Origin of the sequence: Massilia aquatica (assembly GCF_011682045.1) — a bacterium.
Taxonomy (GTDB): Bacteria; Pseudomonadota; Gammaproteobacteria; order Burkholderiales; family Burkholderiaceae_D; genus Telluria_A; species Telluria_A aquatica.
Map to the genome: position 1 here is coordinate 385771 of NZ_VVIW01000003.1, position 21486 is coordinate 407256.

Annotated in this window: 21 protein-coding genes; 8 read left to right on the forward strand and 13 right to left on the reverse strand. The window is 63.9% G+C overall.

The window, feature by feature from the left end:
- Positions 1-68 precede the first annotated feature (68 nt).
- From F1609_RS07705 to fliE, 6 genes are read right to left on the reverse strand one after another with little or no spacing between them, the layout of a single operon-like run.
- Positions 69-503 (reverse strand): flagellar FliJ family protein, encoded by a 435-nt coding sequence (locus F1609_RS07705; RefSeq protein ID WP_167075894.1) that lies wholly within the window; start codon positions 501-503, stop codon positions 69-71.
- Positions 500-1816 (reverse strand): flagellar protein export ATPase FliI, encoded by a 1317-nt coding sequence (gene fliI, locus F1609_RS07710; RefSeq protein WP_167075895.1) that lies wholly within the window; start codon positions 1814-1816, stop codon positions 500-502. Before fliI ends, F1609_RS07705 begins: the two co-directional genes overlap by 4 nt.
- The gene (fliH, locus tag F1609_RS07715; RefSeq protein ID WP_167075896.1) at positions 1813-2499 is read right to left on the reverse strand and encodes a flagellar assembly protein FliH; all 687 of its coding nucleotides are present in this window, start codon (positions 2497-2499) and stop codon (positions 1813-1815) included. Before fliH ends, fliI begins: the two co-directional genes overlap by 4 nt.
- Positions 2496-3524, reverse strand: coding sequence for a flagellar motor switch protein FliG (locus F1609_RS07720; protein WP_167075897.1), 1029 nt, complete (start codon positions 3522-3524; stop codon positions 2496-2498). The genes fliH and F1609_RS07720 overlap by 4 nt, the downstream gene beginning before the upstream one ends.
- Positions 3505-5220 carry a flagellar basal-body MS-ring/collar protein FliF gene (fliF, locus tag F1609_RS07725; protein ID WP_370661601.1) on the reverse strand — a complete coding sequence of 572 codons (1716 nt, stop codon included), beginning with the start codon at positions 5218-5220 and terminating at the stop codon, positions 3505-3507. Before fliF ends, F1609_RS07720 begins: the two co-directional genes overlap by 20 nt.
- A gap of 43 nt (positions 5221-5263) precedes the next feature.
- A complete protein-coding gene (gene fliE, locus F1609_RS07730; protein ID WP_167076050.1) occupies positions 5264-5566 on the reverse strand; it encodes a flagellar hook-basal body complex protein FliE in 303 nt (100 codons plus the stop codon).
- Positions 5567-6076: 510 nt separating this feature from the next.
- On the opposite strand from fliE, the gene F1609_RS07735 reads away from it, so the two are divergent.
- The 7 genes from F1609_RS07735 to F1609_RS07765 all read left to right on the forward strand — a co-directional run bounded on the left by F1609_RS07735 (position 6077) and on the right by F1609_RS07765 (position 12378).
- Positions 6077-6931, forward strand: coding sequence for a hypothetical protein (locus tag F1609_RS07735; protein WP_229421707.1), 855 nt, complete (start codon positions 6077-6079; stop codon positions 6929-6931).
- Positions 6932-7011: 80 nt separating this feature from the next.
- On the forward strand, positions 7012-7323 hold the full coding sequence (locus F1609_RS07740) for a FliM/FliN family flagellar motor switch protein (protein ID WP_229421737.1): 312 nt from the start codon (positions 7012-7014) through the stop codon (positions 7321-7323).
- A complete protein-coding gene (gene fliP / locus F1609_RS07745; RefSeq protein ID WP_167075899.1) occupies positions 7320-8078 on the forward strand; it encodes a flagellar type III secretion system pore protein FliP in 759 nt (252 codons plus the stop codon). Before F1609_RS07740 ends, fliP begins: the two co-directional genes overlap by 4 nt.
- Positions 8079-8106: 28 nt before the next feature.
- A complete protein-coding gene (locus F1609_RS07750; RefSeq protein WP_167075900.1) occupies positions 8107-8376 on the forward strand; it encodes a flagellar biosynthetic protein FliQ in 270 nt (89 codons plus the stop codon).
- A 6-nt stretch (positions 8377-8382) separates the two neighbouring features.
- Entirely contained in the window at positions 8383-9159 is a 777-nt protein-coding gene (gene fliR, locus F1609_RS07755; protein WP_167075901.1) for a flagellar biosynthetic protein FliR, read from the forward strand.
- Positions 9152-10294, forward strand: a complete 1143-nt coding sequence (flhB, locus tag F1609_RS07760; RefSeq protein ID WP_167075902.1) for a flagellar type III secretion system protein FlhB — start codon at positions 9152-9154, stop codon at positions 10292-10294. The genes fliR and flhB overlap by 8 nt, the downstream gene beginning before the upstream one ends.
- Positions 10291-12378 (forward strand): flagellar biosynthesis protein FlhA, encoded by a 2088-nt coding sequence (locus tag F1609_RS07765; protein WP_167075903.1) that lies wholly within the window; start codon positions 10291-10293, stop codon positions 12376-12378. The genes flhB and F1609_RS07765 overlap by 4 nt, the downstream gene beginning before the upstream one ends.
- Before the next feature lie 6 nt (positions 12379-12384).
- Here the strand turns inward: F1609_RS07765 and F1609_RS07770 are convergent, their stop codons facing one another.
- From F1609_RS07770 to F1609_RS07800, 7 genes are all read right to left on the reverse strand, one after another.
- A complete protein-coding gene (locus F1609_RS07770) occupies positions 12385-13287 on the reverse strand; it encodes a flagellar hook-length control protein FliK (protein WP_167075904.1) in 903 nt (300 codons plus the stop codon).
- 95 nt (positions 13288-13382) lie between these two features.
- On the reverse strand, positions 13383-14243 hold the full coding sequence (locus F1609_RS07775; protein WP_167075905.1) for a flagellin N-terminal helical domain-containing protein: 861 nt from the start codon (positions 14241-14243) through the stop codon (positions 13383-13385).
- Between the two features lie 218 nt (positions 14244-14461).
- Positions 14462-15316, reverse strand: a complete 855-nt coding sequence (locus F1609_RS07780) for a flagellin N-terminal helical domain-containing protein (protein WP_167075906.1) — start codon at positions 15314-15316, stop codon at positions 14462-14464.
- Positions 15317-15510: 194 nt separating this feature from the next.
- Positions 15511-16365 carry a flagellin N-terminal helical domain-containing protein gene (locus tag F1609_RS07785; protein ID WP_167075907.1) on the reverse strand — a complete coding sequence of 285 codons (855 nt, stop codon included), beginning with the start codon at positions 16363-16365 and terminating at the stop codon, positions 15511-15513.
- Between the two features lie 215 nt (positions 16366-16580).
- The gene (locus F1609_RS07790) at positions 16581-17441 is read right to left on the reverse strand and encodes a flagellin N-terminal helical domain-containing protein (RefSeq protein ID WP_167075908.1); all 861 of its coding nucleotides are present in this window, start codon (positions 17439-17441) and stop codon (positions 16581-16583) included.
- A 195-nt stretch (positions 17442-17636) separates the two neighbouring features.
- Positions 17637-18494, reverse strand: a complete 858-nt coding sequence (locus tag F1609_RS07795; RefSeq protein WP_167075909.1) for a flagellin N-terminal helical domain-containing protein — start codon at positions 18492-18494, stop codon at positions 17637-17639.
- Positions 18495-18722: 228 nt separating this feature from the next.
- Positions 18723-19583, reverse strand: a complete 861-nt coding sequence (locus F1609_RS07800; RefSeq protein WP_167075910.1) for a flagellin N-terminal helical domain-containing protein — start codon at positions 19581-19583, stop codon at positions 18723-18725.
- Positions 19584-20263: 680 nt separating this feature from the next.
- On the opposite strand from F1609_RS07800, the gene F1609_RS07805 reads away from it, so the two are divergent.
- Positions 20264-21388, forward strand: a complete 1125-nt coding sequence (locus F1609_RS07805) for an acyltransferase family protein (protein ID WP_167075911.1) — start codon at positions 20264-20266, stop codon at positions 21386-21388.
- The last annotated feature ends 98 nt before the right edge of the window (positions 21389-21486 follow it).

The window sequence follows — 21486 nt, forward strand, 5'->3', positions numbered from 1 at the left end:
GCTTAGCTTGCGCGGTGTGCCGATTGCGCCGATTTATTTGTTTACGGCAATTTTTTCGATTTCTTCAATTACTTTCGGCCGGCCAGCCACGATTGCGTGGCCAGGTCGTCTTCGCGCTTGCGTTCGGTGCGGTTGCGGGCCAGCTCGGCCACGCCTTTTTTCTGTTCCAGCACCTGGCCCAGCAGTTCGCGTTCGCTCCAGGCGTCGGTCAGGGCGCGCTGCGAGACGGCCATGGTCGCTTCGTGCAGGGACAGGTCGGTGCGGTGGTTGTCGGCCAGCGCGATCACGGCCAGCTTGTACTGGCCGCAGTTCAGGGCCAGCGCCAGCGGCAGCGCGCCGCTGGCGCCGCTGCCGCTCGCCAGGCTGTCGAGGCGGGCCAGGTTGGCCTGGTAACGGGCTTTGGTCGCGTGCTGGGCGGCCATGTCTGCCTGCAACTTTTCCACCTTGGTGCTGCGCAGGCGGACCAGGGTGTCGAGGCTGTCGATCGTGCTGTTGATGGTCATGACATCATCGCTTCAAGTTGGGAAATGCATTCAGGCAAAGGTGCCGCTTCGCGCGTACCCTGGCACAGGTAGGCGTCGATATGGGGTTCCAGGCGCACCGCGTGGTCGGTGACCGGATCGGCGCCCGGCACGTAGGCGCCCAGCGGAATCAGGTCGCGCACCCGGGCGTGGCGCGCCAGCGCGGCTTTGAGCTTGCGGGCGGCCAGCGCGTGCGCGGCCGGGACCACCTGGGCCATGCAGCGGCTGATCGACGCGGCCACGTCGATGGCCGGATAATGGCCGCGTTCGGCCAGTTCGCGCGTGAGCACGATGTGGCCGTCGAGGATCGCGCGGGCGGTGTCGACCACCGGGTCCTGCTGGTCGTCGCCTTCGGCCAGCACGGTGTAGATGGCGCTCATGCTGCCGTGTTCGTGCTCGCCGTTGCCGGCGCTTTCCACCAGTTGCGGCAGGGCCGAGAACACCGACGGCGGATAGCCCTTGGTGGCCGGCGGCTCGCCCAGCGCCAGCGCCACTTCGCGCAGCGCCATGGCGTAGCGGGTGAGCGAGTCGACCAGCAGCAGCACGTTCAGGCCCTGGTCGCGGTAGTGCGCCGCGATCGCATGGCACAGTTCGGTGGCGCGGATGCGCATCAGGGGCGATTCGTCGGCCGGGGCGATCACCAGCACGGCCTTTTTCAGGCCTTCCGGGCCGAGCGACATGTCGACGAATTCGCGCACCTCGCGCGAGCGTTCGCCGATCAGGCCGACCACGACCACGTCGGCCACGGTCTGGCGCGTGATCAAGCCCAGCAGCACGGACTTGCCGACCCCGCTGCCGGCCATCAGGCCGACGCGCTGGCCCTTGCCGATGGTCAGCATGGAATTGATGGCGCGCACGCCGACGTCGAGCGGCTCGACCACCGGTTGTTTTTTCAGGGGATTGATTTTCGGCGGCGTCATTTCCAGGCGGTGCTCGCCGCCCAGGCGCCCGAGGCCGTCGATCGGCTCGCCCAGGCCGTTGACCATGCGCCCCAGCCACGAGGGGCCGATCTGCAAGGTTGCGGCGGTCGGACTCGGCAATACGCGGGCGCCGGTGGTCAGGCCAATGGCTTGCTTGAACGGCATCAGGAACGACAGGCGTTCGCGAAAACCGACCACCTGCGCGTCCAGCCACTCGCCATCGACCGTTTCGATGCGGCAGCGCTGGCCCGTGTGCAGGCGGCAGCCGGCCGATTCCAGCAGCAAGCCCGAGGCGCCGACCAGGCGTCCGGTCGGGATCGCGACCGGGACGTCTTCGAGCTCGACGGTGCGCAGGGAATCGGCCAGCTTACTCATGCTTCAACCTCGTCGGGCACGCGCTCGACGACGGGCGTCAGTTGCGCGCTGACCTGCGCCATGCAGTTGGCCAGGCGGCCCTGGCAGCCGGCGTCGACTTCATTGTCGCCGGCGCGCACGCGGCATTCGCCCGCTTCCAGCGCCGGGTCGGGCAGCAGGGTCCACTTGGCGGCGCGCACCGGATCGAGTTCGGTGATGCGCTTGAGCTCTTCCGGATTGAGGCACACTTCGATACGGTCTCGGGTGGGCGGCATGGCGGCCAGCGCTTCATCCACCAGTGCCAGCAACTGGACCGGCTGCAAGGCCAGTTCGGCGCGGATCACCTGGCGCGCCACCTTGCCGACCAGGTCGACGACTTCCTTGCGCTGGGCCGAGCGGAATTCTTCCACCATCTGGTTCAACTGGGTGAACATGCCGTCGAGCGGGCCGGCCAGCTGCTCGAAGCGCTCCTGCACCTGGGCCATGGCTTGCTGGCGGCCGGCCGCCAGCCCCTGGGCCAGGCCGGACGCGTAGCCTTCGGCGCTGCCGCGTTCCTGGCCGTTTTCGAAGCCCTCGCGCTGCCCCTGCTGGTAGCCTTCTTCGACCGCACTTTGCCATTGGCCGGCGGCCTCGGAGGAACGGGCGGCGCCGAGCACGTCGAGCTGCGACAGCGGCGGGAAATGGTAGGGGCGGAATTGTTTCATTCTACGACGGCCTCGGCGAACAGTTGGACTTCGATCTCGCCGTTGTCGGCCAGTTGTTTGACGGTTGCCATGATGTCCTTGCGGGTCTGTTCGATGCGCGACATCGGCACCGGGCCGGCGCGGCGCAGCAGGTCGTCGAAGTTCTGGGCCTGGCGGCGCGGCATGGTGGTCAGGATCGCATCGCGGATCGCCGGTTCCGCGCCCTTGAGCGCGATCGCCCACTGTTCCAGCGGCACGTCGTCGAGGATGCGGGTAATCGTGGCCTCGGTCTGGCGCGACAGGATCAGGAAGTCGTACATGCTCATTTCGATTTCGGTCACCACGTCCGGATCGTGGGCGCGCAGCAGTTCGACCATGCCGGCGCGGTTGCCCGGCAAGCGGTTGAGGATTTCGGCAACCTGGCGGATCCCTTCCACGCTGGCGCTCTGGGTGTCGAGCGCGCCCAGGCAGCGGGTCACCAGCTCTTCCAGTTCGGTCAAGAGGTCGCGGTCGATTTCGTCCAGGCGCGCCAGGTTCAGCAGGACCAGGTCGCGGCCCTCCAGCGGCAGGGCGTCGAGGATCTGGCCGGCCAGCGCCGGCGGGACAAACGCCAGGAACACCGCTTGCATCTGCACGTGCTCGTTGGCGATGTAGTCGGCCAGCCATTTTGGCGAGGCCCACTGCAGGCGCGCCATCATCGGGCGGATGGCGTCGCCGTAAATGTTGTTGAGGACGCTGTTGGCGATGTCGCTGCCGAGCGCCAGGTCGAGCGAGCGCTTGAGGTAGCTGCGCGAGGCGCCGTGCACGCCCGACTGCTGGCGGTAATCGTCGAAGAAGGTCTGCATCGCGATGCGCACCGAGTCGACCTTGATGCCGCTCATGCGCGACATGACTTGCGTCACTTCGAGCAGTTCTTCGCGGTCGAGGCAGCGCAGCACGGCGGCGGCCGGCTCTTCGCCAATGCTGAGCAGGACGATGGCGGCCTGTTCGACAGGGGTCAGTCCAGGCGCCTCTTCGGCGTCCACATTATTGTCCAGTTCGGCCATTTTTCTGCATCCATTGTTTGACGACTTCGGCGACCCGCTCCGGTTCCTTGGCAGCGAGGACTTTCAGGTGATCGACCATCACATCGACTGCCGATCCGGCAGGGGGAAGATCATAGTTTTCCAGCAGCGGCACCATTTGCAGCGGGGCGCCCAGGGCCGGGACCGCGCCGGCGTCGCCGAGGCGGGCATCACCGACGCGCATGGCGGGACCGGCGACAGCGGTGGCCGCACCAGCCGAACCGGCCGGGCCGCCCAGCAACTGGGCCTCGCCAGCGACGGCCGCAGCCGGGGCCAGGCGCACCGTGAGCAGGCGCAGCAGAGGACGGATGATCAGCAGGAAGCCGAGCAGGATGCCCACCGCCCACGCCGCCCAGCTGCTCATGTCGACCACGTTGTCGCGTTCCTGCCACCATGGGGCGGCGGCCGGCTGGACCGGGAAGGTCATGGCGGACACCGTCAGCACATCGCCGCGTTCGGTGTTGATGCCCAGGCCGCTGCGCAGGGTTTTTTCGATATTCGCCAGTTCGGCCGGGGTCCAGCCGGTTTTCGCGGCGGCCACGTTATTGTTCAGCACCACAGCGACGCTGAGCTTACGCAAACGGCCGCGGCTGCGCTTGATCTGGGTGATGTTGCGGTCGTACGCAAACTGGCGCGTGCTGGCGTTCTTGCGCGCGCTGCCATCGTCCGCTGCGGCGCCGGCGGCGCCGGCGGCGGCCTGCGGATCGGGCAGGGCCGGCGGACGGTTCGACAGGGTGCCCGGCACGCCCATGGCCATGCGGTTCTTTTCCTGCTCTTCGCGGGTCGCTTCGCTGGTTACTTTCGGGGCGTCGCCGTATTTTTCGCTGGTTTCTTCGATCTTGTCGTTGTCGATATCGGCGGTAACGCTGAGCTTGAAGTTATTCGCGCCCAGCACCGGGCCGAGCAGTTCATTCACATTGCCGCGCACCTGGTCCTGGTATTTCTTGGCGTTGGCGTCGCTGCCCTGGGCCGCGCCGTCGAAGCCTTCCGACAGGTCGATGCGGGACGACAGGTAATTGCCGGCCTGGTCGACCAGGCTCACCCGCGCCGGGGACAGGCTGGCAACGCTGCCCGAAACCATGTTGATGATCGCGGCGATCTGTTCCGGCGCCAGGGTACGGCCCGGTTTCACGGCCACCACCACCGAGGCCGACGATTTTTCGCCGTCGCTGGCCACGAACGAGGTCGAGCGGGCGATCGACAGGTGCACGCGTGCCGAGGCGATCGCGTCCATCGAAAGGATGCTTTGCGCCAGTTCGCCTTCCAGGCCGCGGCGGAAGCGCACGTCCTGCACGAACTGCGACACGCCCAGCGGATCGTTCTTGTCCATCAGTTCCAGGCCGGCCGGCAGCTGGGCGGTGACGCCCTTGGCGGCCAGCAGCATGCGCACCTTGCCCAGTTCCGAGGACGGCACCAGCAGCTGGCCGGTGTCCGGATGCAGGCGGTAAGCAATCTTGTCGGCGTCGAGCACGGCCATCATGTCGCCCGAGGCCACCCGTTCGTTGGCGCCGAAGACCGGCTTGTAACCCGCCTGGTCGTTCCACATGTACATCATCACCGCTGCCGTGATGGCGATCGCCAGCACCAGCATCGGGGTCAGGTTGTTGCGCAGCGCCGGCGGCAGCGACGGCATGGCGCCCATGCGCCCGGCGAAGGTGGATTTAAGAGAGGCAATCACGCTGGTGGGTTCCCGTGGTAAGGGTGGAGTCGCAAACGGCAACTTAGACAGGGAGCTTGATCAGCTCGTCCATCGCGCCCATGACCTTGTTACGCACTTGCATGAGCATCGAGAAGGACAGGCTCGCTTCCTGGCTGGCCAGCATGGCGCCGACCAGGTCGTCGCTCTTGCCGCTGTCGACATCGTTCATTTTCTGGCCGGCCGCGGCGTCTTGCTGGTTTACGCTTTCCAGCGCATCCTTCATGCTCTGCGTGAAAGAAAACCCGGCCGCCAGCTGCTGGCCGCCGGCATGGCCGATGTGCGCGTGCGCGGCCAGTTGACCGGCATCGTTGGCCAGTACCTTCATCTCCGACTGGAGCTGGGTAGCGAGCGTATTGCCTGTTGTGTTTCCGACTTCCATGTTGTCATCCCTGCATAATTTTTTGTTCATAATCAAACAGTTACGACTGATTTTCTGTCGTAGCCGGCCTGAACGGTGAAGCGCCCAGTGTGCGCGTTCCGTGCCGCGATTCCAAACGAAAACATGCTCGACGGCAAAAAATTTTATTGCTGAGTCGGGTAAAACCAACAAATTTCCCTAAACCTCTTGGAGGAGAAGCAAAGGTGTCGAAATGCCTAACGATATCGCTTACTGTTGGTAACGGGCGCAAGTGTGGGAACTTGAGCCATTCCCTTGAAATAATTGCCATAAGGAACCAAATAACCACTTACCGCTTGGCAATTATAGTGCCACTTGGAAATTAAATCCATCAAATAAAGGTGCTCTGATATACTGTTTTCCTCAAACAAAACAAAGAGTTGCCCTCTTTGCCACGCACTTGCCGAGTTACTTATGACCATGATAAATAAGACAAACTTGCCAACATCACCGCAAGTGCTCGACCCCCGCCTGCTGGGCCGGCCGGTGCATTTGCTGCCCCAGTTCGCCGCCCAGGTGGCCGAGGATGTGGCGGTGGCCCTGCGCCAGAGCGCCGTGCGTCGCTACTGGGAGGGTTTCCGCATCGAAGCGGCCGGTTTCGTCGGCGCCCCCGACAGCACCCGGAGCGGACGCTGGCTGGCCTTCGAAGGCCCCGCCGGGAATATCGCTTTCGCCCTCGAACGCTCGCTGCTGCTGGCGGTGCTGAACCAGCGCTATGGCCGCCGCGGCGCCGCGCCCGGACCGGCGGTCGACCCGTCCACAGTACGCGTGACGGCCACGGAAGAACGCCTCGCAGTTGTGTTAGGTCAACAATTAGCCTCGGTCCTTGCCAGACGGGTGGATGCAAACCTTGCGCGGGCGCATAATGAAGCCAGTGCGCCTGCCGGCGAGCTGGTGCCGGGCAGCGTGCCGCCGGCGCCGCCCGCGCCGGATGGCTGGACCCTGGGCATTACCTTGCGCCAGGGCCAGGGTGGCGAATGCGGACAGGTATGGCTGGCGCTGGACCAGGACATGGTGGCGCGCGTATTGCAGGGACTCACGCCGGAGCGCGCGCGCGAACGCGCGCCGCAGGCCAGCGTGGCGCTCGGCAGTGCGCTGCAGGTGACCCTGGACGGGCGCCTGGTGAGCAAGGAAATCACGCTCGAAGCGCTGTTTTCCCTCAAACTGGGCGATATCATCCCGGTGACGGTGGGCCGGGCCGATGTCTTGCTGGCCGAGTCGCGTTTGTTTACTGCCGCGGTAACCGAGCATAACGGTACGCTCTGTTTAACCTCTTTTGAAGATAGCGACTAATGAATATCAACGAGAACGAACTCCAGGCGCCGGATATGGCCGCCGGAATCGACGAAGAATTGATCATCGATGAACCTGTCATGGGCGTGCCCGCAGGGGTCGACAACACGCGCGCGGCCGACAAGCGGCCGCAGCGCGACTTGCCGCAGATGATGCGCAAGATTCCCGTGACCCTGACCCTGGAAGTGGGCTCGGCCAGGATTTCGCTGCAGGAACTGATGGCGATCGGGCCATCGAGCGTGATCGCGCTCGACGTGCTGGCCGGCGAACCGCTGGTCATCAAGGTCAACGGCACCCCGATCGGGCGCGCCGAAGTGGTGGTTGCCGGCGAACAGTACGGTCTGAAGGTCATCGACCTCGATGGCCTCGACCTCGACCTCCTGACCGCATGAAAAGCGCGGCACGCGCAGGTACGCTGGCTGTGCTCGCTTGCGGCCTGCTGCTGATGCTGGCCGCGCCTGCCCCGGCCTCGGCCCAGGACTTGCTGGCCGGGGTGATTCCCGGCGCCAAGACCGACCTGACGGTCAAGTCGCAGGTGCTGGTCCTGATGACCCTGCTTGGGCTGTTGCCCATCATGGTCATGATGATGACCTGCTTCACCCGCTTCGTGATCGTGCTCTCGCTGCTGCGCCAGGCGCTCGGCCTGCAGCAGGGCTTGCCGAACCGGATCATCACCGGAGTCGCCCTGATCCTCACCCTGCTGGTGATGCGTCCGATCGGCGACCAGATCTGGCGCGAAGCCTTCGTGCCCTACGACCAGGACAAGATCGGCATGCAGGATGCGCTGAAGGTGGCCGAAGCGCCGCTCTCGCGCTTCATGCTGGCCCAGACCAGCAAGGCCGCGCTGGCCCAGGTGGCGCGCCTGGCGGGCGAACCGGCCGAGCTGGCGCCGCAGCAGCGCGCCTTCACGGTCAAGCTGGCCGCGTTTGTCCTGAGCGAGCTGAAAACCGCGTTCCAGATCGGCGCCATGCTGTTCATTCCTTTCCTGATCATCGACCTGGTGGTGTCCTCGGTGCTGATGGCGATGGGCATGATGATGCTCTCGCCGCTGGTCATTTCCCTGCCCTTCAAGCTGCTGCTGTTCGTGCTGGTCGATGGCTGGACCCTGACCGTCAACACCCTGGTCGGCAGCATCCGGCCGTTCTGACGATGGGAGACAGTATGGGAGAGAGGCGATGACCCCCGACGTGGCGGTGGACCTGATGGTCGGCGCCTTGCAAATCGTCATGCTGATGGTGCTGGTGCTGGTGGTGCCGGGCCTGATCATGGGCCTGCTGGTGGCGCTGGTGCAGGCCGCCACCCAGATCAACGAGCAGACCCTGAGCTTCCTGCCGCGCCTGCTGGTGACCCTGCTGGCGGTGATCATGGCCGGGCACTGGATGACGTCCTACCTGATGGATTACTGCGTCTCCGTGTTCCAGCGCGCCGCCGCCCTGGTCGGATAACGCAGCATGGAGCTGGCCGGCTACCTGTTGCCGTTCCTGAACGCCCTGTGGTGGCCGTTCGTGCGCAACCTGGCCTTGCTGAGCGCGGCGCCCGTGGTGGGCGACATCCTGGTGCCGCTGCCGGTGCGCGTGCTGCTGGCGCTGGTGCTGGCCTTCATCATGCTGCCGTTCAGCCCGGGCAACGCGGTGGTCGATCCGTTTTCGGTGATGGGCATCGCCACCACCCTCGAACAAGCCGTGATCGGCGGCGTGCTGGGGCTGGCGATGCATTTTTCGATGTCGATCATTAATGTGCTCGGTTACCTGGTGTCGAGCCAGATCGGTTTTTCGATGGCCCAGATGAACGATCCGGTCAACGGCACGGCCTCGGACGTGGTCTCGGGCATGCTGTCCTTGCTGGCGATCATCGTGTTTTTCGCCATCGACGGGCACCTGGTGCTGACCGGCGTGCTGGCGACGAGCTTCAAGGCCTGGCCGGTGGGCGCAAGCTACGCCCCGATGCTGCTGGGCACGGTGGCGCTGAAGGCGGCCTGGATTTTTTCGGCCGCCATGCTGCTGGCGCTGCCGATCGTGTTTTCCACCCTGGTGGTGCAGCTCGGCTTTGGCCTCTTGAACCGGGTGGCGCCGTCGCTGAACCTGTTTTCGCTGGGCTTTTCGCTGACCACCCTGTTCGGCCTGATGATGCTGATCCAGATCGTGCGCTTCATTCCCGAACACTATATTGCGATGAGCAACCAGATCCTTGAACTGATCGACCAACAGATGAAGGCGGCCCATGGCTGACGACGCGAGCGGTGGCGACAAGACCGAAAAGGCCTCGCAGCAAAAGCTGCGCAAGGCCCGTGAAGAAGGGCAGGTGGTGCGTTCGCGCGACCTGGCCACCGCGATCGGCATCCTGGTCAGCCTGAAAGTGTTTTCCATGATGCTGCCGAGCTACCTGGAGTCCTTCCGCAGCCTGTTCGCGCTGGTCTTCATTCCGCTCGGGGCCGACGGCGCCATCGAAAACCTGAGCTCGACCATTTTCACCAGTTCCATGTGGCTCTTGATCACCATGGTGCTGCCGCTCCTGGGCGTGCCGTTCGCGGTGGTGCTCTCGTCCCTGATTCCGGGCGGCTGGGTGATCAGCACCAAGAACATGGCGCCCAAGATGGACCGCCTCTCGCCCATGAAAAACCTGGGCAACCTGTTTACCGCCAAGCACGGCATCGGCGTGGCGACCTCGGTCGGCAAGGCCGTCGTGCTCGGCTGGGTGCTGGTGCACGTGAGCCGCTCGGGCATGAACGCCTTTGTCGAATTGCAAAAAATGCCGCTCAGCACAGCGCTGCCGGCCGGCGCCGGGATGATGCTCGACGCCCTGATGGCGATGTGCATGGTGTTCGTCATGTTCGCCGTGCTCGACGTGCCGGTGCAGGCTTTCCTGTTCGCGCGCAACCAGCGCATGAGCAAGCACGACCAGAAGGAAGAACACAAGAGCAGCGAAGGCAAGCCCGAAGTGCGCCAGCGCATCCGCCAGTTGCAGCAGCAGATGGCACGGCGCAGCGTGAGCAAGACCGTGCCCACGGCCGACGTCGTCATTGTCAATCCGGAACACTATGCGGTCGCGCTCAAGTACGAGGCCAGCCGCGCCGAAGCGCCCTTCGTGGTGGCCAAGGGAGTCGACGAGATGGCCCTGTTCATCCGCCAGATTGCAAAACAGCACAATATCGAGACCCTGGAGCTGCCGCCGCTGGCGCGCGCGATCTACAATACCAGCCAGGTCCAGCAGCAAATTCCGGCCCAGCTGTACCAGGCCGTGTCGCAGGTGCTCAACTATGTGCTGCAACTGAACGCTTTTCGTGCCGGCCGGCGCACTGCGCCGCCACGTTTCCCCAACGAGGTGGTCGTGCCATCTCATCTGAGTGAGGTTCCCGCCACATGAGTTTTTTGAACAGCCTGCTGACCGAGTTAAAGCGGCATAAATTCGCCACCCCGGTGTTCTTGCTGGTCATCTTGTCGATGATCATCCTGCCGCTGCCGCCGGTCTTGCTCGACGTACTGTTTACCTTCAACATCGTGCTGGCCATGATCGTCATCCTGGTGTCGGTCTCGGCCAAGCGGCCGCTCGACTTCTCGGTGTTCCCGAGCGTGATTCTCGGCACCACCATGCTCAGGCTGACCCTGAACGTGGCCTCGACCCGGGTGGTGCTGCTGCACGGCCACACGGGCAGCGACGCGGCCGGTAAAGTGATCGAAGCCTTCGCCAATGTGGTTATCGGCGGCAATTTCGTGGTCGGCTTCGTGGTCTTCATCATTTTGATGATCATTAACTTCGCGGTGGTGACCAAGGGCGCGGAACGCATTTCCGAAGTGTCGGCGCGGTTTACCCTGGACGCGCTGCCGGGCAAGCAGATGGCGATCGACGCCGACCTCAATGCCGGCCTGATCAACCAGGAAAAAGCCCAGGTGCGGCGCCGCGACGTGGCCGCCGAAGCCGACTTCTACGGCGCCATGGACGGCGCCTCGAAGTTCGTGCGCGGCGACGCGGTCGCCAGTATTCTGATTTTGATCATCAACATGGTGGGCGGCGTGGCGATTGGCGCGCTGATGCACGACCTGTCCTTCGGCGACGCCTTCCGCCTGTACGCGCTGCTGACCATCGGCGACGGCCTGGTGGCGCAGATCCCGGCGCTGCTGCTGTCGGCCGCGGCCGCCATTCTGGTGACCCGGATCAGCGATGCGGGCGACTTCGAACAACAGGTCGGCGGGCAGCTGCTGGCGTCCCCGGCGGTGCTCTACAGCGCCTCGGGCATGATGCTGGTGCTGGCCATGGTGCCGGGCATGCCATGGCTGATGTTCGGTATCTTTGCGGTGGTGCTCGGCTACGTGGGCTGGCGCCTGGCGCGCATGGTCAAGGCGCCCGACCAGGCCGGGGTGGCGGCAATCGAAGCGGCCCTGCGCGACGAGCGCGCCCCCGAGCTCGAATGGCAGCACCTGCCGGCGGTGCAGGCGCTGACGGTGGCGGTCGGCTACAAACTGGTCGGACTGGTCGATGCCGCCCAGGGCGAACCGCTGACCAAGCGCATCAAGGGCGTGCGCCAGAGCCTGTCGGAAGCGATGGGCTTGCTGCTGCCGCCAATCAATGTGCGCGACGACCTGTCGCTGCGCCCGACCCAGTACTCGATCATGCTCAGCGGCACCGTGGTGGCCGAGGCCGAAGTGGTGCCGGAATGCCTGATGGCGATTGCCTCGCCCTCGGTGTACGGCCAGCTCGACGGCATTCCGGGGATCGAACCGGCCTACGGCATGGCGATTACCTGGATCGCCCCGAGCGAGAAGGCCCATGCGCTCGGGCTCGGCTACCAGGTGGTCGAGGTGCCGAGCGCGATCGCCACCCATTGCTCCAAGGTGGTGCGCGATTACCTGCCGGACCTGTTCCGCCATGAAGATGTGGCGGCGATCCTGGAACGGATGACGGCGCTCTCGCCCAAGCTGGCCTCGGCGCTGGACAAGGCGATGACGCACACCCAGCTGCTGCGCGTGTTCCGCGTGTTGCTGGCCGAAAATGTCTCGCTCAAGGATATCGTGGTGATCGGCACCACCTTGCTCGACAGTTCGGAAACCACCAAGGACCCGATCCTGCTGGCGGCCGAAGTGCGCTGCGCGCTGCGGCGCCAGATCGTGACGGCCTTGTTCGGCAAGAAGAAGGAAATGCCGGCGTTCAATCTGTCGGGCGAGCTGGAGAATATGTTGCTGGGGTCGCTGAACCAGGCGCGCCAGGGCGGCAAGGTGGCGCTGGATAATTTCCCGATCGATCCGCAGTTGCTCTCGCAATTACAGTTGAACATGCCGGTGGCGCGCGAGCAGATGAAGCAGCAGCAAAGTGCGCCGCTGCTGCTGGTGCTGCCGCAGATCAGGCCGCTGCTGGCCAGGTACGCGCGCCTGTTCGCACCGGGGCTGCACGTGCTTTCTTACAACGAGATTCCCGAGAACCGCGATGTGAGCATCGTCGGCACCGTGGGATAAGCCGCGCTAGGGCTCGCCATACGGCATCATCCCCGGCAACGGCCTTTCGGTATACCGCACCGTGGTCGCCGCTTCCGTCCTGGTGGTCTTGGCCAGCAGCAGCGCCACTTCGGCCATGGCCCGGAACAGGGACGGGGGCAGGGCGGCGCTGACCTGGGACGAATACTGCTGCAAGGGTTTGCCCGGCCAGATGCCGTGCCTGACGCTGGCGCGCGCCAGGCGCAAACCGGCCGTTTCGATCGCCTGCTTGAGCGCCGGCAAGGAATGGCGCAGCAGCGCCACCGCGCGCGGATGCTCGGCCGCCAGTTCCATCATCACCCCATCGAGCAATTCCAGCTGCACCGTGGCATGGCTGCCGTCGGACAGCACCACGTCCAGCCGCAGCGCCGCCTTGGCGCGCTGGCGCCGGCTGGGCGGCGGATCGGGCAGCCCGGTCAGCAGGCGCAGCGCCAGTTGCTGGCCGCCCGCGCCCGGCAGCACGAAACGCCACGCTTCCGGATGCCACAACAAGGTCGCTTGCTGCTGCACCGTGCTGGCCTGCATGGCTTGCTGCACGCCCGACATCAACAGATTGCCCGGCATGAACTGGGCGCGTCCCTGCTCCTGCAAGGTGGCCAGCTGGGCCGCGTAGGTGCGCACCATGCCGCGCCAGGCGCTGGCCAGGGCGGCGCCGTCGAGCACCGGCCAGGCCAGCTGGCGCGCCATGAATACCTGGTCGCTGCGCATGGAGGCGCTTTCGCTCAGGTTGGCGGGCAGGCCGCCGCCTGAGGCGGGCGAGGGCGTCACCGTCTGCGCCTCCGGCAGCGGCAGGGCCGCCACGGCCACGGCCGAGGCCGGCGCCGGCAACAGCGACAGCGGTGCCAGCGGGGCAATCGGCGCGCCGAGCGGCTGCGAAGGAATGGTAGACATGGCGTTCACGCAGGTTCAGGATAAAAAAAGAGCCAGCCGGTGGGCCGGCTGGCTCGGTCGGTGCCGGCGCGGCGCGCCGCTGGCCCAGCCGGTGATTATTGCAGCAGCGACATGACCATCGAGGACATGCTGTTGCTCTGTTTTAGCATGGCGGTGCCGGCTTGCAGCAGCATCTGGCTGGTGGTCATTTTCGAGCTTTCGCTGGCGAAGTCGACGTCCATGATGCGGCCGGTGGCGGCCTTGCTGTTGGTGCTGATGTTCGACAGGTTGTTGTAGACGTGTTCGAGGCGGTTGGCCGAGGCGCCCAGGGCCGAACGCACGGTGCCGATCGAGGCGATTGCGGTCGAGAGCTTGTCGATCGAGGTCGAGGCGGTGCCGGCGGCGGTCAGTTCGGTGCCGGTGACGGCCACGGCGGCGTAATTGGCGGTGGTGGCGAGCACGTCGGTGCCCAGGGTGGTCATGCTGGCCGACATGTCGACGACCATTTTTTCGCTGGTGCTCGAACCGATCTGGAACGTCATGGACGAGGCGATGGTGCCGCCGGCGAGCAGCTTGGCGCCGCCGAAGGTGGTGTTGTTCATCACGTTGTACAGTTCGGTGCCGAGGGCGTCGTATTCCGACTGCATCGCGGTCTTGTCGGCCGCGGTGGAGGAGGCATCGGCCGCTTGCGTGGCCAGGTCCTTCATGCGCACCAGCATGTTGCTCACTTCATCGAGCGCGCCTTCAGCCGTTTGCAGCATCGAGGTCGAGTTCTGGGTGTTGCGCATGGCCACGGCCATGCCGCTGGTCTGGGCTTTCAGGCGGGTGGCGATCTGCAGGCCGGCGGCGTCGTCCATCGACGAATTGATGCGGTAGCCGGTCGACAGGCGGGTCATCGAGGTCGACAGCGAGCCCTGGGTGCGGTTGATCGAATTTTGTGCGGACAGTGCGGCGTTGTTCGTGTGCAGACTCAACATGGTCAAAACTCCTGGGGTAGGGGGAGGGACTTTCGGAGCCGCAGTGTCTCGCGCTCTTACCATGACAAGACGACCGTTTTACCGGCCGCGTTAAGTGCCATATGGAAATTAAGCGAACTATTTTCCGAGCATAAATTCCGGGCATAAAAAAAGCCAGCCGGTGAGGGCTGGCTGGAACGGCGCCCGGCGCAAGCGGCCGGGCATCCTTGCTGACAGGATTATTGCAGCAGCGACATGACCATCGAGGACATGCTGTTGCTCTGCTTGAGCATGGCGGTGCCGGCTTGCAGCAGCATCTGGTTGGTGGTCATCTTCGAGCTTTCGCTGGCGAAGTCGACGTCCATGATGCGGCCGGTGGCGGCCTTGCTGTTGGTGCTGATGTTCGACAGGTTGTTGTAGACGTGTTCCAGGCGGTTGGCCGAGGCGCCCAGGGCCGAACGCACGGTGCCGATCGAGGCCAGTGCGGTCGAGAGCAGGTCGATGCTGGCGTTGGCGGTGGCGGTCAGTTCGGTGCCCGGGGTGCCCGGCACGGTGTAGGTGCCGCTGGTGGCGCCGATGGCGGTGTTCAGGGCGGTCATGTCGGTGCCCAGGTTGACCGTCATTTTTTCGCTGGTGCTCGAACCGATCTGGAACGTCATGGACGAGGCGATGGTGCCGCCGACCAGCAGCTTGGCGCCGCCGAAGGTGGTGTTGGTCATCACGTTGCTCAGTTCTTTACCGAGCGCGTCGTATTCCGACTGCATGGCGGTCTTGTCGGCCGTGGTCGAGGACGCATCGGCTGCCTGGGTGGCCAGGTCTTTCATGCGCACCACCATGTTGCTCACTTCGTCGAGCGCGCCTTCGGCCGTTTGCAGCATCGAGGTCGAATTCTGGGTGTTGCGCATCGCCACGGCCATGCCGCTGGTCTGGGCTTTCAGGCGGGTGGCGATCTGCAGGCCGGCGGCGTCGTCCATCGACGAATTGATGCGGTAGCCGGTCGACAGGCGGGTCATCGAAGTCGACAGCGAACCTTGGGTGCGGTTGATCGAGTTTTGCGCGGACAGGGCGGCGTTGTTGGTGTGAAGGCTCAGCATGGTCAAACTCCTGGTGTTTAGTGGTGGGTGCTTCTCGGAGCCGCGCTGGTTTCGCGCTCTCATGAATACAAGGCGACACTTTGATCCAGATCATTAAGTGCCACATGGAAATAAATTTTATTTAGGCGAAAAAAAAGCCAGCCGGATGATCGGCTGGCCTGCGGCGACCCGGCTGGCAGCCGGGATGCTGATGATTATTGCAACAGCGACATGACCATCGAGGACATGCTGTTGCTCTGTTTCAGCATGGCGGTGCCGGCTTGCAGCAGCATCTGGCTGGTGGTCATCTTCGAGCTTTCGGCGGCGAAGTCGACATCCATGATGCGGCCGGTGGCGGCCTTGCTGTTGGTGCTGATGTTCGACAGGTTGTTGTAGACGTGTTCGAGGCGGTTGGCCGAGGCGCCCAGGGCCGAGCGCACGGTGCCGATCGACGCCAGTGCGGTCGAGAGCAGGTCGATGCTGGCGTTGGCGGTGAGGGTCAGTTCGGTGCCCGTGGCGCCTGGGGCGGTGTAGGTGGCGGTGGTGTCGTCGATGGCGTCGTTCAGGGCGGTCATGTCGGCGTTCAGATTGACCGTCATTTTTTCGCTGGTGCTTGAACCGATCTGGAAGGTCATCGGGCCGGCGATGGTGCCGCCGACGAGCAGCTTGGCGCCGCCGAAAGTGGTGTTGTTCATCACATTGCTCAGTTCCTTGCCGAGCGCGTCGTATTCCGACTGCATGGCGGTCTTGTCGGCGGCGGTGGAGGACGCATCGGCGGCCTGGGTGGCCAGGTCTTTCATGCGCACCACCATGTTGCTCACTTCGTCGAGCGCGCCTTCGGCCGTTTGCAGCATCGAGGTCGAATTCTGGGTGTTGCGCATGGCCACGGCCATGCCGCTGGTCTGGGCTTTCAGACGGGTGGCGATCTGCAGGCCGGCGGCGTCGTCCATCGACGAATTGATGCGGTAGCCGGTCGACAGGCGGGTCATCGAGGTCGACAGCGAACCCTGGGTGCGGTTGATCGAGTTTTGTGCGGACAGGGCGGCGTTGTTGGTGTGAAGGCTCAGCATGGTCAAGGTCCTGGTAACTGTGGTGGGTGGGGAGTCGGAGTCGCGCTGTTGTCGCGTCCTTATCCATGCAAGGCGACACCTCGATCCGGACCATTAAGTGCCTTACGGCAAACCTTGAGCATTGTCAAACCCGTGGCGGGCACGACGAAAAAAAAGCCAGCCGGGTGGACGGCTGGCCTTTCGGGGACCCGGCTTGCAGCCGGGCATGCTGCTGATTACTGCAGCAGCGACATGACCATCGAGGACATGCTGTTGCTCTGCTTGAGCATGGCGGTGCCGGCTTGCAGCAGCATCTGGTTGGTGGTCATCTTCGAGCTTTCGCTGGCGAAGTCGACGTCCATGATGCGGCCGGTGGCGGCCTTGCTGTTGGTGCTGATGTTCGACAGGTTGTTGTAGACGTGTTCCAGGCGGTTGGCCGAGGCGCCCAGCGACGAACGCACGGTGCCGATCGAGGCGATCGCGGTCGAGAGCTTGTCGATCGTGGTCGAGGCGGTGCCGGCGGCGGTCAGTTCGGTGCCGACCGTGTTCGGGGCGGCGTAGTTGGCGGTGGTGGCGGTCACGTCGGTGACCAGGGTGCCCATGCTGGTCGACATATCGACCGTCATTTTTTCGCTGGTGCTCGAACCGATCTGGAACGTCATGGCCGAGGCGATGGTGCCGCCGACGAGCAGCTTGGCGCCGCCGAAGGACGTATTGGTCAGAACATTGTTCAGCTCGGTACCGAGTGCGTCGTATTCGGACTGCATGGCGGTTTTGTCGGCGGCGGTCGAGGAGGCATCGGCTGCTTGCGTGGCCAGATCTTTCATGCGTACCAGCATGTTGCTCACTTCGTCGAGCGCGCCTTCAGCGGTTTGCAGCATCGAGGTCGAGTTCTGGGTGTTGCGCATGGCAACGGCCATGCCGCTGGTCTGGGCTTTCAGGCGGGTCGCGATCTGCAGGCCGGCGGCGTCGTCCATCGACGAATTGATGCGGTAGCCGGTCGACAGGCGGGTCATCGAGGTCGACAGCGAACCTTGTGTGCGGTTGATCGAATTCTGTGCGGACAGGGCGGCGTTGTTGGTGTGAAGGCTCAGCATGGTCAAACTCCTGGGTGTTGGGGGTGGAAACTTTTCGGAACCGCGCTGGTTTCGCGCTCTCACCACTACAAGGCGACACTTTGATCCAGATCATTAAGTGCCACATGGAAATATATTAGGTGTAGGCGAAAAAAAAAGCCAGCCGGGTAGACGGCTGGCCTTGTAGGACCCGGCTGGCGGCCGGGATGCTGGTGATTATTGCAACAGCGACATGACCATCGAGGACATGCTATTGCTCTGTTTCAGCATGGCGGTACCGGCTTGCAGCAGCATCTGGTTGGTGGTCATTTTCGAGCTTTCGCTGGCGAAGTCGACGTCCATGATGCGGCCGGTGGCGGCCTTGCTGTTGGTGCTGATATTCGACAGGTTGTTGTAGACGTGTTCCAGGCGGTTGGCCGAGGCGCCCAGCGACGAACGGACCGCGCCGATCGACGCGATCGCGGTCGACAGCTTGTCGATGGTGGCCGATGCGCCGCCGCCGGTCAGTTCGGTGCCGAGCGTGTTCGGGGCCGCGTAGTTGGCGGTGGTGGCGGTCACGTCGGTGACCAGGGTGCCCATGCTGGTCGACATATCGACCGTCATTTTTTCGCTGGTGCTCGAACCGATCTGGAACGTCATGGACGAGGCGATGGTGCCGCCGACGAGCAGCTTGGCGCCGCCGAAGGAGGTGTTGTTGAGCACGTTGTTCATTTCGGTGCCGAGGGCGTCGTATTCCGACTGCATGGCGGTCTTGTCGGCGCCGGTCGAGGAGGCATCGGCCGCCTGGGTGGCCAGGTCCTTCATGCGTACCAGCATGTTGCTTACTTCATCGAGCGCGCCTTCAGCCGTTTGCAGCATCGAGGTCGAGTTCTGGGTGTTGCGCATGGCAACGGCCATGCCGCTGGTCTGGGCTTTCAGGCGGGTGGCGATTTGCAGGCCGGCGGCATCGTCCATCGATGAATTGATGCGGTAGCCGGTCGACAGGCGGGTCATCGAGGTCGACAGCGAACCCTGGGTGCGGTTGATCGAATTCTGTGCGGACAGAGCGGCGTTGTTGGTGTGAAGGCTCAGCATGGTCAAACTCCTGGGTGTTTAGTTTGTGGTTGTCGGAGTCGCTGGTTTCGCGCTCTCATCAATACAAGGCGACACTTTGATTCATATCATTAAATGCCTTGTGGAAATATTTTTTATGATTGACAAACCGATCACGGCACGGCGCGTACGGACGAAAAAAAACCAGCCGGGTGGACGGCTGGCTTTCGCAGGACCCGGCTTGCGGCCGGGTTCAGTACTGATTGCAGTTTACTGCAGCAGCGACATGACCATCGAGGACATGCTGTTGCTCTGCTTGAGCATGGCGGTGCCGGCTTGCAGCAGCATCTGGCTGGTGGTCATTTTCGAGCTTTCGCTGGCGAAGTCGACGTCCATGATGCGGCCGGTGGCGGCCTTGCTGTTGGTGCTGATGTTCGACAAGTTGTTATAGACGTGTTCCAGGCGGTTGGCCGAGGCGCCCAGGGCCGAACGCACGGTGCCGATCGACGCGATCGCGGTCGAGAGCTTGTCGATCGAGGTCGAGGCGGTGCCGACGCCGGTCAGTTCGGTGCCGCCCGCAGGCACGGCGACGTAGTTGGCGGTGGTGGCGAGGACGTCGGCATTCAGGGTGGTCATGCTGGCCGACATGTCGACGGTCATTTTTTCGCTGGTGCTCGAACCGATCTGGAACGTCATGGACGCGGCGATGGTGCCGCCGGTCAGCAGCTTGGCGCCGCCGAAGGTGGTGTTGTTCATCACGTTGTACAGTTCGGTACCCAGGGCATCGTATTCCGACTGCATGGCGGTCTTGTCGGCGCCGGTCGAGGAAGCATCGGCCGCTTGCGTGGCCAGGTCCTTCATGCGCACCAGCATGTTGCTTACTTCGTCGAGCGCGCCTTCAGCGGTTTGCAGCATCGAGGTCGAGTTCTGGGTGTTGCGCATGGCAACGGCCATGCCGCTGGTCTGGGCTTTCAGGCGGGTGGCGATCTGCAGGCCGGCGGCGTCGTCCATCGACGAATTGATGCGGTAGCCGGTCGACAGGCGGGTCATCGAGGTCGACAGCGAACCCTGGGTGCGGTTGATTGAATTTTGTGCGGACAGGGCAGCGTTGTTAGTGTGAAGGCTCAGCATGATCGAACTCCAGTGTAGGGGGTGGGAACGTCGGAGTCGCGTGCTTCGCGCTCTCCCAAGTACAAGACGACTGTTTCGCCAAAGTCGTTAAGTGCCGTACGGAAATAAATTGGATTATTTTTGTGTGGCCAAAAAAAATAATCGCAAAATACATTATTTTCGTTTTTAATCAATCACTTAGCCATTGCAGGCTACGCTCAAGGGCCGATAAATCCGCGCTGCCGGGCACGCGCAAGATGGTTGTTTTTTCATCAGCCGGGACCCACCATGCACCGCACCTGCCCCGATTAGCCGTTTTACTTGCCAGTCTGCCATGCACGATCGCGTGTGCCATCGCCCAGCCGCTTCCGCCCATGCCCAAGGCCGTCGCGGCCTGGCACGCATGACTTCCATATATGGATGGCGAGCGGGACCATGTCGGCTTGGGAGGGCGGGGCGGTCTCCTTGCCCGACTGCGAAACGGTAGCGCAGGCAAGCTTCAAGGCACGCCCGGCGCAGCCGACGATGCGCCGGTCCCGGGAAGCGCAGGCGGGCATTGCCTGACGCTGCCGCCGCCGCAGTGAAGGCCCGCTTCGACGCCGGTACGCCGTGTCTTTTTCCCCATCCAGGGCGGCCTCATGTACGATCTCGCTGGAGCGCCCACAGCGCCCCGCCCGATCAAGCTCATCCCCACCGAACACATGACCCAAAAAAACGACCCGATCCGTGCCAGCGGCCTCGACACCTTGCGCGCTGCCGCCATCATCCTTGTCTTGATGTCGCATTATTGCGGTTTTGTCAGCGGGGCAGCGACGTTCGGCGAGCTGGGGAAGGTCGGCTGGGCCGGCGTGGACCTGTTTTTTGTGCTCAGCGGCTATCTGATCGGGAACCAGATCCTGTCCGCGCTGGCGCGCAAGGAAGATTTTTCCCTGAAGACCTTCTTCGCCAAGCGCCTGCTGCGCACCTTGCCGAACTATTACGTGGTGCTGGCCGTGTATTTCCTGTTGCCGGATTTGCTGGGCGGCTCCAGCACCGCGCCGCTCTGGCGCTTTCTGACCTTCACGCAAAATAGTGGACTGGGCTACGGCCAGACCTTCACGCACTCGTGGTCGCTGTGTATCGAAGAACAATTTTATCTGGCGCTGCCGTTGGTGGTGCTGGCGCTGCGGCGCTTGCCGCGTCCTTTGACGCTGGCCTGGTGCGTCATTGTTGCTGCCATCGCCGGCGGCATGGCCGCGCGCGCCAGCGGCTTTCTGCTGCACGAGTACGATTCGTTTTCGGAGCAACTGTATTACGCGACCCTGTGCCGCTTCGATGCGCTGCTGCCGGGCGTGGCGATTGCCTTGCTGCGCAATTTCCACGGCGCGCTGTACCAGCGCATCCTGCGGCACGGCAATCTGCTGCTGGCGGCGGGACTGGCCGCGGTCACTGCCACGTTATATGGCGTGCAGCATGACTTGCCCGGTCCGATGCTGGCCACCACCTTCGGCTTTTCGCTGGTCGCGATGAGCTATGCGCTGCTGGTGCTGGCCGCGCTCAGCCCGGATTCGCTGCTGGGCCGCCTGCGGATCCCGGGTGCGACCTCGCTGGCGCTGTGGTCGTACGCGATTTACCTGGTCCACAAGCCGCTGTTCATGGTGGCCGCGCCGCACCTGCGCCGCCTGAAGATCGACACCGGCGCGCCGCTGACCGTGCTGCTGATGTTCGCCGCCGGGATCGGCGCCGGCTGGCTGCTGTTCCGCGTGGTCGAGACGCCGTTCATGCAGCTGCGGGCGAGATGGTATCCATCGCAACACGCCAGAGCGGGGCTGGCGCCGGCGTTGTAAAGGCGGTGCCAAAAGCGGCGGCGCCGGGATCGCCCGGCGCCATCTTTGATATGATGCGTCTTTCCGGTGCGATCATGCGGACCTTGCGCGTCCGCATT